The following is an 18,054-nucleotide window of genomic DNA, read 5'->3' as shown; positions in this document are numbered from 1 at the left end:
ATACTTATTCGGTATAAAACCGAAACGCACAAAACGTTGCAAATCGACAGTGATGGTTTGTACTGTCAATTTAGTAGAAACTTGATATAACAAGTGTTTCAACGTCTATCAACGAATAGAAACCCTTATCATTCTTACCCTTTGTAAGCATACAATAGGTGATATTTGAAGTCAATTAGTAAAGGAGAAAAACTTCACAGCCACTATACTCTTGTCAAATTGTTGACAAATTTGTGTATAAACTTTCATAGATTCCAAAAGTTTTTTCGGAATAATGCAAAAAAAAGCTAATTTACGACATAAATATGCTCGTAAATTAGCGACGCATTTACCATTAGTTCTATTTACTCATTTTTCGAACTCAGAATGGTGTATTACTTGCTTTTTTGTAAAAAATCTAAGAGCGCTTCCACAATACGCTGCGAAGCATGCCCATCTCCATAAGGATTAGAGGCTTTTGCCATAGCTTCGTATGCTTCTTTATCCTCTAGTAATTCTTTTGCTAGAGAATAAATCGTTTCCTCTTCTGTACCTGCTAGTTTCAAAGTTCCAGCAGCAATACCTTCTGGACGCTCTGTTGTATCACGTAGCACTAGAACTGGCTTGCCTAATGATGGTGCTTCCTCTTGTACACCGCCAGAATCCGTTAAAATCATATACGAATTGGCAGCGAAGTTATGGAAATCAAAAACTTCAAGCGGTTCAATTAAATGCACACGTTTATTATCACCTAATATTTCGTTGGCAATTTCTCGAACAGCTGGATTCATATGCACCGGATAAACAACCTGAACATCCTCATGCTCCGCCAGCAGTCGAGTAATTGCTCGGAACATATGGCGCATTGGTTCACCTAGATTTTCACGACGATGTGCTGTTAATAAGATCATGCGGTCATTTGCTATTTTCTCTAATACTGGATGTGTATAATGTTCACTCACCGTTGTAGCTAATGCATCAATAGCTGTATTGCCCGTTACATAAATCGTATTTGGATTTTTATTTTCGTCCAATAGGTTTTTCTTCGATACTTCAGTTGGCGCGAAGTGTAAATCGGCCATGACACCTGTCAACTGACGATTCATTTCCTCTGGATAAGGCGAATATTTATTCCATGTACGTAAACCCGCTTCAACATGACCAATGGCAATTTGATTATAAAATGCTGCTAAACTTGCAATGAATGTTGTAGCCGTATCGCCATGCACTAAGACAATATCAGGTTGCGCTTCTTTCATAACTTTATCTAAGCCTTGTAAAGCATTTGTTGTCACATCAATCAGTGTTTGACGATCCTTCATAATATTTAAATCGTAGTCTGGCGTAATCTTAAATGTTTCTAATACTTGGTCAAGCATTTGGCGATGTTGTGCTGTTACAGTCACAATCGATTCCACTTGCTCGGGATGCTTTTGTAATTCCAATACAAGCGGGGCCATTTTAATCGCCTCTGGTCTTGTACCGAAAATCGTCATCACTTTCCATTTTTTCGTCAAAACGATTTGCACCGTCCTTTGGTTATATTGTACGTTTAAAAAGCATTGCCCCTTCTTCACCTTGAAGTGCCAAGTTCGGGGGATGAATTGCCCAAACATACTATGAAACGTCCTTCAGTACTGAAGGACGCTTTCAAGTGCTATAAAGTTGCTGTTTATAAAACGATATTACTTCGTAAGCAATACACGCAATATTATTTTGTACCGAATAAACGGTCTCCAGCATCACCTAAACCTGGAACAATGTAGCCATGGTCATTTAACTTTTCGTCAAGTGCTGCAATATAGATATCCACATCAGGATGTTCGTCTTGAATCACTTTTACACCTTCAGGCGCAGCAATTAAACACATAAATTTAATGCTTTTCGCACCGCGTTTTTTCAGTGAGTTGATAGCTTCCACTGCTGAACCACCCGTAGCAAGCATTGGGTCTACAATAATGAAGTCACGTTCTTCAACATCTGCAGGCAATTTTGCATAGTACTCAACAGGTTTTAATGTTTCTGGGTCACGATAAAGACCGATATGACCAACTTTAGCAGCTGGAATAAGTTTTAATACACCGTCTACCATGCCGATTCCTGCGCGTAAAATCGGTACGATAGCAAGTTTTTTCCCAGAAAGAACTTTTGTTTTTGCAATGGTTACAGGTGTTTCAATTTCAATTTCTTCTACAGGCATATCTCGCGTAATCTCGAATGCCATTAATGTTGCTACCTCATCAACTAGCTCACGAAATTCTTTAGTTCCTGTATTTTTATCACGAATATAAGTTAACTTGTGTTGGATTAGTGGATGATCAAATACGTATACTTTGCTCAAAGGGGTTCTCTCCTAACCGTTCGGATTGATTTTTATCTCAACTAGTATAACAGAAAATATCAACTGTCTCAAAATTAAATTCGAGATATGCCCTTTTCTAGAGTGTTTGCTACATATACAAGCTAATTATACATCAAGTATAGTATCAAGTTGTGCAATTGACATTGGTTTATAATAGAAGTAACCTTGTCCGACTGTACAACCTAGCGCTCGTAAAATCTCAACCTGTTCCTCATTTTCTATTCCTTCCGCAACAGATGTCATGCCTAAATTTAAAGCTAGCTGAATAATGGAACGTACAATGGCTAATGTTGCCGCATCTTTTATGTCATTAATAAAACTGCGATCAATCTTTAACTCTGTGAACGGTAATCGTTGCAAATAGCTCAGCGAGGAAAAGCCTGTCCCGAAATCATCCACCGATGTTTGAAAGCCATAGCTTTTTAATTCTTTGATAATGGTGAATGCAGTTTGGAAATCGACTAAACCGATATTTTCAGTTACCTCTAAAATAATATTGCTTGGATCAATTTTATATTTTTCAACGAGCTGGCGGATATCCCTTACAAAATGAAGATAGTAAAAATGATCTGGCGAAATATTGACTGCAACTTTCACCAGCTTCTTGCCTAATTGTTGCCGCTCTGCTAGCCATGCAAGTACTATCTCTAACACTTGACTATCAATCTCACGAACCTTACCTGCATTTTCTGCAACTGGTATAAACATAGCCGGCGATACAAAGCCGAGAATAGGTGAATGCCAACGAGCTAAAGCTTCAATACTTTGAATTTCACCCGTTCGTAAATCTACTTTTGGTTGTAGATTTACAGAAATTTCTTTATTTTTAAGTGCTTGTGATAAATGATTTAGAACAGTCATTTGTTGCTCTAGTAAATCGTTGCGTTCTTTTGTGAATATTTCCATATGTGTGCCTGGTTTGTTAGCTGCATAAGATAGTGCATTATCAGCAAATCGGATGGCATCAGCAATTTTTATTGCTTTATCAAAATAAGAAATTCCAGTTTTTAACGTAATATAAATGTGCTTACCATTTATTATAAAGGGCTGGCGTGTTAATTCTTTGATGCGTTGTTCATAGTCACTGAATTCTTCTTTATGTGTAACTTGAGAAATAATAAGACTCGAACTTGTAAATCGAGCAATATATTCATTAATTTCGGTTTTATGTTCTTGGAGGCGTCGAGCAACTTGCCTTAATAACTCGTCGCCCGCTTCTCGACCGTATAATTCAACGACTTGATGGAATTCACTAGGTTGTATTATTTTGATAAAGCCAATATGCCCTCGTTGTTCTTCCTGTTCAATCTTATTTAAAAAACTATGTCGATTCGGCAAACCCGTTGTAATATCCTTATATGCTAAATCCCGTATCCTTCTTTGTGTTTTTGCATACGTAAACGCTAATGCAACAAGTGCACCTATTTTTTCAAACAACTTATTAAACAATGTACTTTCGCTTGAATATTGCGAAAATATCATAAACAAGCCAATCGCTTGTTGCTTCTGATTACGAATAGGGACAAACCATCCAATTTGTTTATTTGTTGTATTGGCAAAACGTTTAAACTCTATTGGAATAGCAATATCTTCTAAGTTATTTGTAATTATCGTCGATCCCTGTTGCATCACCTGTCTATAAAAGTCGTTCATCTCACAAAATTGTGGTACATGGTCACGCATCTTATTAGAAGTAAACACTTGAAGTTGATTGGATTCTGTTTTAATAAGTATTGTACTAAAGACAAATGGAATAAAAAATTCATCTATGCCGCTACAAATAGTGTCCATTTTTTTGTAAAATGGCTCGTCTTTTTCTATCGCTTCGTAGATGGCTCTCTCTAATTGCATTATAAAATCTTCTGTATGATAATACGTTATATCCTTTACAAGTACTAACACAAATAAAGTTTCATTATTATGACTTTGAAAAGGAAGGGTCTGCATCTCGGCTCAAAATGGCGGCTTTTCAAAGCGATGGTGATGCAACTTTGCTGTCACCATTGCTCCACTATGTATTTTCTCTTTTATCATTTCAACTGTTGTCGTTTGTAACTGATTTGAAAGCATCTCAAAATAATCTTTTTTGAGGATCTCTGTATGACTTGCATTTATTAGCATGCAAAAACATTCATTGCATTCTAGTATACAATTTGTTTTAGCATCTAAAATAACGTAGCTTTCTTTTGATTGTTCACCTAAGTTACGAATTGTCGTTAATAATATACTATTGTGTATATCCATAGATTTAGTAACCATCCAACCCCTCCCGTCTCTATCCACCAACTATAACTTCATTATATATTGTACATAAAAATTCAATAAATTGTCACTTTTATAAAAAAATATTATCCTTTTCAGGACATTAGTTGTCCTTAGTGAATACAATATACCCTTTTATTATATATTTATGTAAAAAAACCCATAAATAAGATGATTTTATTTTTTGGGTAGCAAAAAAGTGATTATTGCAGATATATAAACAAAAAGGCCTTGGCTAAAGTGAACTTTACACTTTAGTCACAGCCTTTTCACAATAATGATTATGCGTATAATGGATGTTTGTCAGTTAAAGCTTTTACGCGCTCTTTTGCTTCAGCTTTCACCGCTTCATCTTCAGGGTTTTTAAGTACAGCTGCAATAATAGCGCCGACTTCTTTCATATCTTCTTCTTTAAAGCCACGAGATGTTACAGCAGGTGTACCAATACGGATACCAGAAGTAACAAATGGAGATTCTGTATCGTAAGGGATTGTGTTTTTGTTTGTTGTAATACCTACTTCATCTAGTGCATGCTCTGCTACTTTACCAGTTAAGCCAAGAGATTTTACGTTTAATAGTAATAAGTGATTATCTGTGCCATCCGAAACGATTTCTACACCTTCAGCGATTAGCACGTCTGCTAAAGCGCGTGCATTTGCTTTAATTTGTTTGGCATATTCTTTGAACTCAGGTTGTAAAGCTTCGCCAAATGCTACTGCTTTTGCAGCGATTACGTGCATAAGTGGTCCGCCTTGGATACCTGGGAATACAGATTTATTTAATTTTTGCTCCCATTCTTTAGATGCAAGAATTAAACCACCACGTGGGCCACGTAATGTTTTATGTGTAGTCGATGTAACAAAATCAGCGTAAGGAATTGGTGATTGGTGTTCTCCAGCAGCTACAAGACCTGCGATGTGTGCCATATCAACCATAAAGTAAGCTCCTACTTCATCGGCAATTTCACGGAATTTAGCGAAATCAATTTCGCGTGGATATGCAGATGCACCCGCTACAATTAGTTTTGGTTTATGTGCTAATGCTTTTTGACGAACATCTTCGTAGTCAATTACATGTGTATCTTCTGTTACACCGTATTCAACGAAATTGTAAAGCACGCCTGAGAAGTTTACAGGAGATCCATGTGTTAAGTGACCGCCATGAGATAGGTTCATCCCTAGCACTGTATCGCCTGGTTCTAAAATTGTATGGTATACAGCCATATTCGCTTGTGCACCAGAGTGTGGTTGTACGTTAGCATATTCTGCACCGAAGATTTCTTTCACACGGTCACGTGCAATATCTTCAACTACGTCTACGTGCTCACAGCCACCATAGTAACGTTTTCCCGGATAACCTTCAGCATATTTGTTAGTAAGAACTGAACCTTGTGCTTCCATTACTGCTTCAGATACAAAGTTTTCAGATGCAATTAACTCGATATTCGCTTGTTGACGTTTTTTCTCTGCTAAAATCCCATCTAATACTGCTTTGTCTTGTACTGCTAATTTTTCGTATGCCATGTTTGAAAAAGCCTCCTAAGTATTATCGTTATTTACCTGTACCTCTGACAACAGAAGTAGTGTTATTTATATACAGCACGTTCGCCACCAATTAGCTTTGGACGTGTTGTTGCTACTGTGACAATTGCTTCCCCTACTGTTCGTACGGATGTACGAACTGGAACAGCTACTTCCTTTAAATGCATACCAATTAGCGTTTGTCCTATGTCAATACCTGCATGTGCACGTATCGCCTCTACAACAACTGGGTTTTCCAATTTTGTATACGCATAAGCTGACATTGACCCGCCTGCAGTACGAACAGGTATGACTGCTACTGGTTCATAGCCAAACTGTTCTGCAACTGAAGCTTCCATCGTAATTGCACGATTGATATGCTCACAGCCTTGGAATGCTAGATATAGCTGATGTTTCTTTGCAAATGCTTGCAACGGCTCAAAAATCGCTTGTGCTGTTTCCAACGCACCCGCTGTGCCAATTTTCTGACCAATCACTTCAGACGTAGAGCAGCCTACGACAAAAATAGTCTTTGGTCGCAACACTACTTGCTCTTCGAAATCACTGAGTAACTGAGTCAATTGCGTTTGTATTTGTTGCACAACCATTAAGCTCAGCCCCTTTTATTGATGTCTTTTCCTTACGCTAAGCCGTACAATGGCATAGGGCAAAGTGACAGCATATGCTGCCACTGCCTATTCGCTATTGTGACCACGACTGAAAAAGCGTATTGTTTATTGTTCTAATTCAGCGATTTTTTCTACGCGGCGTGTATGGCGACCGCCTTCAAAATCTGTTTCAAGCCATATTTTAGCGATTTCACGTGCAAGTCCAGGACCAATGACGCGCTCACCCATTGCTAAAATATTTGAATCATTATGGCAACGAGTTGCCTTTGCACTAAATACATCGTGTACTAAAGCACAACGAATACCTTTTACTTTGTTCGCAGCGATGGACATGCCAATCCCTGTTCCACAAATTAAAATGCCTTTATCAAATTCCCCGCTAGCAACACCTTCAGAAACTGGCTTTGCATAATCAGGATAGTCTACTGAATCCGCAGATTGTGGACCAAAATCTTCGTAGCTAATATTTAGCTCATCTAACAGTTGCATAATCTCACGACGTAAATTATTGCCTCCGTGATCAGAAGAAATTGCTATTCTCACTGGGTTCCCTCATTTCGAAATATAGTCAACATTAGTTTACCACTTCTCTCCCTAGAATAACATGATTTTTGTTGCATTTTTATGCTGATTTCTCCTAAAAGACGAACGTTTCTTGTAAGTTGATTAAAAAACGTTCATTTTTAGGTCTTTTTTTTGTGGATAATGTGAATATCCTGTTAATAAATTCGGATAATGGTCTTTTGTTCTAATATTCCCTCTTCTGAAGTTTGTCTGTTTTTTCTATTACGGTGGACAAACTATTTTGATATCTTTTCCAAAAGACCCCATTATCGTCCATGCCAGATAAAATAAAAAACTGTGGGCATGCTTTTTAAGCTTGTCCACAGTCTAATTTTCTATGCTTGTCTATCAAATTGTTGAATCATTTTATGAAGCGCTTCAGATTGCTTTTTTAAATCTTGCGCAAGTTGTTCAACCTGCTCGATTGCATAAGCTTGTTCCTCTGTTGCACTGCTAACTTCCTGAGCACCTGCTGATGTTTCTTGTGCAATTGCTGCTACTTCTTGTGATTGTCGAGCAGTTGTTTCGATATTGTGCATTTGTTTTTCTATTAATGAAGAAATCTCGACAATTGCGTTTGCCATTTCATGCACACTAGAGGACATTCCTTCAACAGCTGTCGTTGTCTCTGATACGCGTGCTGCTTCTTTTGTTGCAAATGCTACCTGTTGATTCATTTGCTTCACGACAATCTCAACATTTTGTTGCATGGATTGGATTAGAGAAGTAATGCCTTGTACTGCTTTTGCACTTTCATCCGCTAAGCCACGAACTTCTTCTGCTACAACCGCAAAGCCTTTTCCGTGTTCTCCTGCACGAGCAGCTTCAATGGATGCATTTAACGCTAGTAAATTAGTTTGTGCAGCAATATCCCCTACTAAACTAATAATCCGTTCAACTTGTCCCGCATTGTCTTCCAATGTACGAATACTTTCTAACGCTTCGTTGTTGCCTGCTGCAATTTGTTGAATGCTGTTGACTAACGTTTCAATCGCTTTTGTTGTATTAGTTAAATTATGTAAAATCTCTTTCGATTGTGTTGCAGACTGTTCAGCTCTCGTATTGACTTCAGTTGCTAATGCTCGCACATCTTCAATTGCTTCTGCCGTATCTTGTACTGCTGTAGCTGACGCTTCGGCGCCTTCGGAAATATGTCTCACTGTCACCGCAATACCGTCTGCTTTCTTTGTAGCAACAGCGGTTTCATCGGAAAGCTTAATAATAGATTGATTTGTTTGTTGGAAGTTTTGATCGATGCTTTCTACCATATGTCGTAAATTTAACACCATTTGTTGGAATGCTATAGCGACTGAACGAATCTCATCATTTGTTTTCGGCATCACTACATCCTGTCCAATTTTACCTTCTGCAACACGTGTAGCAGAATATTCAAGCTGCTGTAATGGCTTGATTAAAATAACGCTGAAAATTGCAGCTAAAATACCTGACCAAGTAATCCCTAATAAATAAGTAATCACTTCAAATAGCTTACGATTGGTTTCCGGGAAAACAGTAGGTTGTATAAATTCAATGAAGATAAAGCTTATACTATATGTGATTAGTGCAAGTATACTTACAAATAATACTAGTTTAAGTCGTAAGCCAAACTGTTTTTTCATAGTGCCCCTCAATTCTTCTCAAGTATTTTTACTAATCGCTCAACTAGTTCCTGTAATTCTGCAAAGGTTTCCTCATAAATTGCTTTACTCCCACCGTAAGGATCTACAACATTTTCATAGCTTCCTTCACTCGTATATTCCTTCAATGTAAAAACTTTTTCTTCCGTATGTGGATAGTTAGCAATGATGGTATCTTTATGTGCTGTGGTCATCGTTAAAACGAGATCGGCCCACTCCACTTCTGCTATGGATAGTTGTGTAGCTAAATGCTGATGAGCTATATTCGCCTCATGTAAAACTTGCTGTGCATGTGCAGACATTTCTGCGTTCGGCATTGCATAAATTCCAGCTGAACGAACATTAACATCGGCGAGTTGTTTCTGTTTTAAAATATCTGCCATCGGACTGCGACAAGTATTCCCAGTACATACAAATAATATATTCACACTTATCACCTTCCTTATTTATTTTTTAATTGCAAGGATACTCATAATGATAAAAATAATGCCTGCAATTATTTGAATTTTATTTCCAAAAAAACCTGACTTCTGCGTGCTAAAACTAAAGACCCATAAGAACAAATAAAAGCACTCAATCCAGCACTAATTATAAAAATTGTTTTTTCTAAGTTAAGCATACCAAAAGAAACACTCACTGAAAAGGTATCTAGGCTAGCAGTCACAGCTAATAAAACGGGTGAAATGGTTATTTTCTCATTTTTGTGAGAAGACAACAGTAAATGGAGGACAATACTAAATAATAAAATACTTGAAATCCATTGTCCCCATTCTAACAAAAAACGCACTAAGTAGCTTCCTAATTCAAAGCCGAGCAGTGGAAAAAGCATATGTAACGTGGCTGTCCACACTGCCAAAAACAAGCGATATCTAACATTTGGAATTAATACAAATAACCCGATGACATCTACAGACGTTAAAATACCTGCAAGAATCCCCTGCAAGAATGCACTCCTTCGCTTTCTAATATTTTATCATTTTATGCTCGAAAATACAGTATTATCAATAATGTCCATATCAAAAAAAGCATCAAGAACGAACTTCCTTGATGCTTTCATATTACGGGTAAACTTGTGGATATCTCTGGTAAATTCTTGCTTGTCGTGATGAAAACTCGGCGCATCGCCACGAAATTCTCACCAATCGCCAGTAGAGTCTCGATGCATTCCAATGTTAACGTGTATACCATTTACCGCCCGCGGCTTTTTCAAGTCTGTTCATAATGGCGGCGCCTACACCTTCTGTGGAGGTTGCCGTTACTAATATAATGGTAGCGTCTGTTTTATCGCAAGCACGCAACGCATGGTATAAGGACGCACCCATTTCTTCTTTGCTACCTGTTTGACCGATTGAAAAATAAAAATCGGTTGGAATATGCTCAAAGCTTGCAGGTGCTAGAAGTGCTACTTTATGCTGCTGTGCCTGAAGTTGTTGTATTGCTTGTTGCACTTTTTGGTCATCACAGTCGATTAAGTAGACAGGTGCATTGGGCGCATAATGCGTGTACTTCATACCTGGCGCTTTCGGTGTTTCTTCCATTGTCTGTTCTATTTTGGACGGTTGAATAACTGGGCCTATTACAGACTCTAACATTTCCTTTGTAATGCCACCTGGACGTAATATAACGGGTGGTTCATGCGTAACATCAAGGACAGTTGATTCAAAGCCAATGCCTGTTGGACCACCATCTAAAATATACGGTATGTACCCTTCTAAATCGTCTTTTACATGTATCGCTTCTGTTGGGCTTGGTTTCCCGCTTCGATTCGCACTTGGTGCAGCTAGCGGTTTTTGTATTTGCTGTAGTAATGCTAACGCAACGGGATGATCAGGCATACGAATGCCCACTGTTTTTAAGCCAGCTGTCACACTTTCTGCTAGCGCATTTGGTTTTACTGGCATCACCAGTGTAAGAGGCCCTGGCCAAAATACATCCATACATTTTTTTGCAAGTTCAGAAATATGTTCTATATAAAGGTGAACTTCCTCTTTCGTTCCTATATGGACTATAAGCGGGTTATCGGATGGTCGACCTTTTGCCTTAAAAATCTTTTTGACTGCTTCATCATTTGTAGCCACTGCCCCTAAACCGTAAACCGTTTCTGTTGGAAATGCCACAACTTCTCCTGCATTTAAGATATCCACAGCTTGTGCATAAGTTGTTTGACTATTCACATTACTGTCCACAATCTTGCAAACGGTTTCCATATGAAAAACCTTCTTTCAATCGTTGTTTTTTTCTGAATTATCCACATTTTGTTTATAACTTATCCATAATTGTGTATAAGTTATCTGAATTTGTGCACAATTACTCAAAAATTCCTTTAATCCATTCCCAAATAAAAAATGTCACTTGTTCTTTTTCTTCTTTCTTTTCTTCCTTTTTTTCCTCTTGTTCAGGTTCACAAATAGATGGGAAAATGCTGCACCACCAGTTATCGCCACGCGCATCACCAATTTTCACTACAATTGAATGATACATATTTTGTGGGTAAAACATCGATTCCTGTCTTTTCGGTGGAAATAAGTTATCCCCAAGTACAACTTGTGTATGCAATTGTGGATAATTTTCTTTTAATTGTGCTTCAATATTCTTTTTTAATGTCGCAATGCTGTCATTATCCACATCTGTAGTAGCACCTACTTGTAATAAATAAGGCTTTAAGTCTTTTACAAGTTGCTCTTTTTCTAGTTGATCATTCGTTGTATTGCTATTTGCTATAACTCTTATACGAAAATCTTTTTCTTGTTGATGATTCATAGCTTGCTGTGCAGAACCTATTAATGATGGAATATATAAAATACATAGTTGTAAAGCTATCGCAATGATTACTAGTCTAGCAAAGGCTAGTACACTATTTTGTTTTGGAAATCTAACAATCTTGTATTCGTTTAACATAAAAATCCCTCCTTGCTCAACATTGTGGTCAAGAAGGATAATCTTTATACATGAATTTCACAAAAAACCATACGAGGTTTTCCATTAATATCTTTTTCCACGGTAATACTAGCCTGTGGAAAACTTTCTTTAAAAAATTCTGCTACTTGCTCTCCCTGTGTATAACCAATTTCCAGTCCAATTAAAGCTGGCTTGTTCATTAGAGCCGGAAGCTGTTGTGCTAGTTTACGATATAACACAAGCCCGTCCTCTTCCGCAAAAAGAGCGCTATGTGGTTCATGCTCCAACACAATGCTAGACATCTCCTTCGCTTCTTCAAAGGCGATATATGGAGGGTTCGATAACACAATATCAAACTTTTCCCCAACTAAAGGTGCTGTTAAATCGCCTAGACGAAAATCAATATCCGCAGCTAGTAATTGTGCATTTTTTTTGGCAGTAGCTAATGCCGCAACAGATACATCTGTTGCTACAACTGTTAATTCTGGACATTCTAGCTTCATAGAAATGGCAATAGCACCGCTACCTGTTCCGATATCTGCTAGCTTTAGCGTTTTGTTTTCAAATAATTGGCCAATTCGATTGGTTGTTGCCAGCACTAATTCTTCGGTTTCAGGTCTCGGAATAAGCACCGACTCATCTACTATAAATGTACGTCCGTAAAATTCTTCGCTACCAATACAATACTGCACAGGTCGGCCACTTGCATGCTCTTCAATCAATTTTTCAAACCGTTCACTTTGCTCAAAGGTTAAGGTGTCTTGTAAGTGTAACATCACAGCCGAATACGTTGTGCCGAGTACATGCTGCATGACAATACGAGCAGCAGTCTCTTCGCGTCCATTATCCACTAAAAAAGAAGAAGCCCAATCAAGGGACTCCATTACATTTTTATAGGTCATCATTAAGTCGCTCTAACTTCGATGCTTGCTCTTCTAAGATTAGCGCATCAATAATTTCGTCTAGTCTACCCTCAACGATTTGATCTAGCTTTTGAATTGTTAAGCCAATGCGATGATCTGTGACACGGTTTTGTGGATAATTGTATGTGCGGATACGCTCTGAACGGTCTCCCGAACCTACTGCTGACTTACGTGTTGCATCAATTTCTTTTTGTGCTTCTTGTAAATACATATCTGCTACACGTGCACGAAGAATTTTCATCGCTTTTTCACGGTTTTTAATTTGTGAACGTTCATCCTGCATGGATACAACAACACCTGTTGGTAAATGGGTCATACGAACAGCTGACATCGTTGTATTTACCGATTGCCCACCTGCGCCTGAAGATGCAAATGTATCGACACGGATATCTTTTTCGTGAATTTCAACATCTACTTCTTCTACTTCCGGTAAGCAAGCCACTGTCGCTGTTGATGTATGAATACGTCCTTGTGATTCAGTTGCTGGTACACGTTGTACACGGTGTGCACCATTTTCAAATTTAAATTTAGAATAAGCGCCTTGCCCGTTAATCATAAAGATTACTTCTTTGTAGCCGCCCATTGGGTTTGGTGTTGCTTCCATAATATCGATTTTCCAGCCTTGTGTTTCAGCATAGCGAGAATACATACGGAATAAGTCACCTGCGAAAATATTTGCCTCATCACCGCCGGCTGCACCACGAATCTCCATAATAACGTTTTTATTGTCATTCGGATCTTTCGGAATTAATAAAACACGAAGACGTTCTTCCAACTCTTCTTGCTGTTCTTTTAATGAGTTGAATTCTTCTTTTACCATCTCGTGCATATCCGGATCTTTTTCATTCTCTAACATTTCTCGTGTATCAACTAGTTGATCTTTAACACTTTTATATTCACGATAAGCATCCACTGTCTCTTGAATATCCGATTGTTCCTTTGAATATTCACGTAATTTTTTACTGTCGTTTACAATATCAGGATCACTTAAAAGCTCATTTAGCCTTTCATAACGATCCTCTACTGCTTGTAGTCTATCAAACATGGGCTTCACCTCTATTTAGTTCATTTATCTATATTCAAGTAGAAGTTCGCCTCTCTTTAAAGTGAATGAGACGAACACTATTTTCCTCTATTTGTTAATTATTCCGGCTACGGATTACGTTAGGCGTAATTATATGCATGGAATATTTCCCTTACTTAGTATAAGGAAAATTCCGCGTGTATGCTACAATTATTCGGTGGATTGCTTAAAATCATGATAGCCATACGATGAAATTAACAATAGTCCACTTCCATGTTAACACAACTTTAAAGCGGTGGATGTGCGTGGCACTTTCGACAAACAGGATAGTAAGAATCGTTACCTCCGATTTTTATTTGATCGCCTGTATACACAGGTTTACCATTATCATCGACACGTAAATTCATCGTTGCTTTTTTATGGCAGAACCAGCAAATCGTTTTCATTTCTTCAATTTTATCTGCATATGTAAGCATATACTGACTACCCTCAAATAATTCATTTTGGAAATCATTCTTTAGGCCAAAGCCCATCACAGGAATATCTAGTTCATCCACAATATTCGCTAATTGTAGCACATGTGCCTTTTTTAAAAATTGCACTTCATCTACAAGCACGCAGTATGGCTTTACTTCATTATTTTTTACAAGTTCAAAAATATTTGTATCCTCATAAATTGGAATAGCCTCTTGTCTTAAGCCTACTCGACTTGAAACAAATCCAACCTCATCACGTGTATCAAGACCTGACGTAAAGATCATGACAGGCTTTTGCTGTTCTTCATAGTTATGGGCAACTTTTAAGATTTCTATTGATTTGCCACTATTCATCGCGCCATGTTTATAGTATAGCTGTGCCATTGTATTTTCTCCCTCCCTGTTGTCATTGGATTTTGAAAGGAATTATTTAAGCAATTAGCTTTAAGCCCGAACGATTATAGCTGTGGGTTGGCTTAAAATTTCAAAATCCGCTCTACTGCTGTTATATATTAAACGCCCGCAACGTTGCGAAAGAAACCTATACTCTAAGACGCAATGATTGCTTGCACTTTTAAATACTGAAAAAAATACCTGCCAAGCACATGCTTGGCAGGTATTAAACTAACATTAGTTTTTAAGACCGTATTTTTTGTTGAAACGATCCACGCGACCATCAGCAGACGCGAATTTTTGACTACCAGTATAGAATGGGTGACATTCGTTGCAGAACTCGACAACGATGTTTTCTTTTACTGAACCAGTTTTGAAAGTGTTACCACAAGAGCAAGTTACTGTTGCTTCTTTGTAGTCTGGATGAATTCCTTGTTTCATATTCGTTTTCTCCTCTCGCCCTGAACCATCTGGAACAGAGTAATTCGAACTGTACCTTACATAGCCCGAATATGTCGGCTACATATGTACACGTTGCATACTTTTGAAGTATAACATAGTTATTTTATTGTTTTCAAGCAAAAAATATTGAAAACTATTTTCATGTCATTACCCACGAACTTCGCAAAATAGCTTGGCACTATTTAACGCTAAAAGCCATCTGCAAATGCACCCGCAATTAATCTTACTTTACTAGAATGCAATAAAATCTAATGTTCTGTGCTCTTTTAAAAGCTCTACTTCAAGTAGTATTCACTTCGTAGCCAAAAGAAATACGTTCTTCTTAAACACTTATTGATAATGATTATCATTTTAGCTATACTTTTATTGAAGCCGTAAAAAAACACCAGTAACGACAATCGTTACTGGTGTTTCCGAGTGTAGATAAATTGTTTGAGAATTGTTTGAGTGACTGGCACCTTAAAGTAGGCCTATACCTTTAGTGGCTTTTTTCATATCTTCATTTAACTTTTCGAAAAATTCTTCGTTTGATTTTGTTGTGCGTAGCTTTTTCAAGAAACGCTCTGCAAAATCTGGCGCATCTGAAAATGTTTTTCGGATTGCCCATAGTTTTTCAAGTTGTTCTGGCTCAAGAAGCAATTCTTCCTTACGTGTACCTGAACGACGAATATCAAGCGCAGGGAAAATACGACGCTCTGCTAATTGACGATCTAAGTGCAACTCTAAGTTACCCGTCCCTTTAAACTCTTCATAAATAACTTCGTCCATACGTGAACCTGTATCTACTAAAGCTGTAGCTAAAATTGTTAAGCTACCACCTTCTTCAATATTACGAGCAGAACCGAAGAATCGTTTTGGTCTATGGAAGGCCGCAGGATCGATACCACCTGACAGCGTACGACCACTTGGCGGAATAACTAAGTTGTATGCACGAGCAAGACGTGTAATGGAGTCCATTAAAATAATCACATCACGTTTATGCTCTACTAAGCGGCGTGCACGTTCTAACACAATTTCTGCTACCTTCACATGATTTTCCGGAACTTCATCGAAAGTAGAACTTACGACATCCGCATTTACAGAACGCTCAATATCCGTTACTTCCTCAGGACGTTCATCAATCAGTAATACGATTAACTCTGCCTCTGGATGATTTGTTGTAATAGCGTTAGCAATTTCTTTTAATAATGATGTTTTACCAGCCTTGGGTGGCGCAACGATTAATCCACGTTGACCAAATCCTACTGGTGCTACTAAATCCATAATTCGAGTCGATAGATTGCGCTGTGTAGTTTCAAGCTTGATTTGGCGATCAGGATATAACGGCGTCAATGCTGGGAAGTGAACACGTTCTTTTGCTACTTCAGGATCTTCTCCATTTACAGCATCCACCTGTAGTAATCCATAGTACCGTTCATTTTCTTTAGGGGGACGCACTTTACCAGACACTTTATCCCCATTACGAAGATCAAAACGACGTATTTGAGAAGCAGAAATATAAATATCCTCTTTACTTGGTGAGTAATTGATTGGTCGAAGGAAGCCAAAGCCCTCTTGCGATACAATCTCAAGTACCCCTTCCATAAAGAAATAACCCTCTTGCTCTGAACGCGTTTTCAAAATAGCAAAAATTAATTCCTTTTTCGTTAGTTTGCTATAATACGAAATTTTGTATTGGCGTGCGAGGGCGTAAAGCTCCTTTAACGTCATGTTTTCTAATTGAGCGATTGTCAATGTAGACATATGCACAACTCCAGTCTTTTTCAAAATATAATGCATGTATTGGGGTAAACATAGAAGTTTTAAAGTAAAACTATGGGATGGTTTAAATGAAGAAGAAGGTACCTAGTGCAAATAGTTGCACTAGGTATATTTTAGAAGAAAATATTATTAATAGCTAGGTTTTTTATCAAGAGCGTGACGACCTTCTACAAAACGCACAGTACCTGACTTCGCTCGCATAACGACTGAATGCGTTAAAGCATAAGCACCTTTGTACTGCACACCTTTTAATAGCTCACAATCTGTAACAGCGGTTGCTGCAAAAATTGCATCGTCACCTTTTACTAAATCATCTAAGTAAAGAACTTTATCTACATCTACGCCCATTTGTTTACAGCGTTCTAACTGTTCTTCATCTTCTGGCACTAATTTAGCCTGGAAGTCTCCGCCAAGGCATTTTAATGCAACAGCCGATATAACACCCTCAGGTGCACCGCCCATACCAAACATAATGTCGATGCCTGTTTCATCAAAGGCAGTGTTAATCGCTGCTCCCACATCACCATCTTGAATAAATTTAATACGAGCTCCCGCTTCACGAATCTCATCTACTATCGCTTGATGGCGTGGGCGATCTAATAGAGTAGCTACTACATCTGAAATATCTTTATTTTTTGCTTTTGCTACTTGTAATAAATTATAAGTAACAGAGGCGTTAATATCAACTTTTCCTGCCGCTTCTGGTCCTACAGCAATTTTCTCCATGTACATATCTGGTGCATTTAATAGATTACCTTTATCAGCAATTGCTAATACAGTCATAGCACCGTTTGTACCTTTTGCCACTATATTAGTACCTTCTAAAGGATCGACTGCTATATCTACTTTGGGACCGCCATTACGAAGACCAAGCTCCTCACCAATATAAAGCATTGGTGCTTCGTCCATTTCGCCTTCCCCAATTACTACTGTAGCATGCATTGGAATCGTATCGAACATTGAGCGCATTGCTGTCGTTGCTGCATCATCTGCCTCAATTTTCAAACCGCGACCCATCCATTTCCCGGATGCGATTGCTGCTGCCTCTGTTACTCGTACTACTTCCATCGATAAACTGCGTTCCATTGTTGTTTTGCCTCCCGTTATCGGCATGTTTTATTTTACCGAAACATTCAAATTACCTTTATTGTAACATAATTGGCT

At 38.1% G+C, this 18,054-nt stretch carries 18 protein-coding genes; all 18 read right to left on the bottom strand.

Annotation, left to right across the window (positions count from 1 at the left end):
* Positions 1-374 precede the first annotated feature (374 nt).
* Entirely contained in the window at positions 375-1,496 is a 1,122-nt protein-coding gene (wecB, locus tag LO754_RS02460; protein ID WP_024362899.1) for a non-hydrolyzing UDP-N-acetylglucosamine 2-epimerase, read from the bottom strand.
* A 194-nt stretch (positions 1,497-1,690) separates the two neighbouring features.
* Positions 1,691-2,320 carry a uracil phosphoribosyltransferase gene (gene upp, locus LO754_RS02455; protein ID WP_024362898.1) on the bottom strand — a complete coding sequence of 210 codons (630 nt, stop codon included), beginning with the start codon at positions 2,318-2,320 and terminating at the stop codon, positions 1,691-1,693.
* A 126-nt stretch (positions 2,321-2,446) separates the two neighbouring features.
* Positions 2,447-4,192 (bottom strand): bifunctional diguanylate cyclase/phosphodiesterase, encoded by a 1,746-nt coding sequence (locus LO754_RS02450; protein ID WP_231785517.1) that lies wholly within the window; start codon positions 4,190-4,192, stop codon positions 2,447-2,449.
* A gap of 102 nt (positions 4,193-4,294) precedes the next feature.
* Positions 4,295-4,600, bottom strand: a complete 306-nt coding sequence (locus tag LO754_RS02445) for a hypothetical protein (RefSeq protein WP_231785516.1) — start codon at positions 4,598-4,600, stop codon at positions 4,295-4,297.
* Positions 4,601-4,884: 284 nt separating this feature from the next.
* On the bottom strand, positions 4,885-6,126 hold the full coding sequence (gene glyA / locus LO754_RS02440) for a serine hydroxymethyltransferase (protein ID WP_231785515.1): 1,242 nt from the start codon (positions 6,124-6,126) through the stop codon (positions 4,885-4,887).
* A gap of 62 nt (positions 6,127-6,188) precedes the next feature.
* A complete protein-coding gene (locus tag LO754_RS02435) occupies positions 6,189-6,731 on the bottom strand; it encodes a TIGR01440 family protein (RefSeq protein WP_024362895.1) in 543 nt (180 codons plus the stop codon).
* A 126-nt stretch (positions 6,732-6,857) separates the two neighbouring features.
* The gene (gene rpiB / locus LO754_RS02430) at positions 6,858-7,295 is read right to left on the bottom strand and encodes a ribose 5-phosphate isomerase B (protein ID WP_231785514.1); all 438 of its coding nucleotides are present in this window, start codon (positions 7,293-7,295) and stop codon (positions 6,858-6,860) included.
* Between the two features lie 356 nt (positions 7,296-7,651).
* The gene (locus tag LO754_RS02425) at positions 7,652-8,935 is read right to left on the bottom strand and encodes a methyl-accepting chemotaxis protein (protein WP_024362893.1); all 1,284 of its coding nucleotides are present in this window, start codon (positions 8,933-8,935) and stop codon (positions 7,652-7,654) included.
* 8 nt (positions 8,936-8,943) lie between these two features.
* Complete coding sequence (locus LO754_RS02420) at positions 8,944-9,381, bottom strand: low molecular weight protein arginine phosphatase (protein ID WP_231785513.1); 438 nt, start codon at positions 9,379-9,381, stop codon at positions 8,944-8,946.
* A 68-nt stretch (positions 9,382-9,449) separates the two neighbouring features.
* A complete protein-coding gene (locus tag LO754_RS02415; protein WP_231785512.1) occupies positions 9,450-9,896 on the bottom strand; it encodes a manganese efflux pump in 447 nt (148 codons plus the stop codon).
* 229 nt (positions 9,897-10,125) lie between these two features.
* Positions 10,126-11,160, bottom strand: coding sequence for an L-threonylcarbamoyladenylate synthase (locus LO754_RS02410; protein ID WP_231785511.1), 1,035 nt, complete (start codon positions 11,158-11,160; stop codon positions 10,126-10,128).
* Between the two features lie 100 nt (positions 11,161-11,260).
* Complete coding sequence (locus LO754_RS02405; RefSeq protein WP_025218582.1) at positions 11,261-11,851, bottom strand: stage II sporulation protein R; 591 nt, start codon at positions 11,849-11,851, stop codon at positions 11,261-11,263.
* Positions 11,852-11,895: 44 nt separating this feature from the next.
* The gene (gene prmC, locus LO754_RS02400) at positions 11,896-12,756 is read right to left on the bottom strand and encodes a peptide chain release factor N(5)-glutamine methyltransferase (RefSeq protein WP_231785510.1); all 861 of its coding nucleotides are present in this window, start codon (positions 12,754-12,756) and stop codon (positions 11,896-11,898) included.
* Positions 12,743-13,819: a peptide chain release factor 1 gene (gene prfA, locus LO754_RS02395; RefSeq protein ID WP_024362887.1), complete on the bottom strand. Its 1,077-nt coding sequence runs from the start codon at positions 13,817-13,819 to the stop codon at positions 12,743-12,745. Before prfA ends, prmC begins: the two co-directional genes overlap by 14 nt.
* A 266-nt stretch (positions 13,820-14,085) precedes the next feature.
* The gene (locus LO754_RS02390; protein ID WP_024362886.1) at positions 14,086-14,658 is read right to left on the bottom strand and encodes a thymidine kinase; all 573 of its coding nucleotides are present in this window, start codon (positions 14,656-14,658) and stop codon (positions 14,086-14,088) included.
* A 246-nt stretch (positions 14,659-14,904) separates the two neighbouring features.
* Positions 14,905-15,108: a 50S ribosomal protein L31 gene (gene rpmE / locus LO754_RS02385; protein WP_231785509.1), complete on the bottom strand. Its 204-nt coding sequence runs from the start codon at positions 15,106-15,108 to the stop codon at positions 14,905-14,907.
* 480 nt (positions 15,109-15,588) lie between these two features.
* Positions 15,589-16,872 (bottom strand): transcription termination factor Rho, encoded by a 1,284-nt coding sequence (gene rho, locus LO754_RS02380; RefSeq protein ID WP_231785508.1) that lies wholly within the window; start codon positions 16,870-16,872, stop codon positions 15,589-15,591.
* Between the two features lie 147 nt (positions 16,873-17,019).
* Positions 17,020-17,976 (bottom strand): class II fructose-bisphosphatase, encoded by a 957-nt coding sequence (gene glpX / locus LO754_RS02375; RefSeq protein ID WP_024362884.1) that lies wholly within the window; start codon positions 17,974-17,976, stop codon positions 17,020-17,022.
* Between the last annotated feature and the right edge of the window lie 78 nt (positions 17,977-18,054).

Origin of the sequence: Lysinibacillus sp. GJ-1, assembly GCF_021166035.1 — a bacterium.
Classification (GTDB): domain Bacteria; phylum Bacillota; class Bacilli; order Bacillales_A; family Planococcaceae; genus Lysinibacillus; species Lysinibacillus sphaericus.
This window is presented reverse-complemented; position numbering and strand designations above follow the sequence as displayed.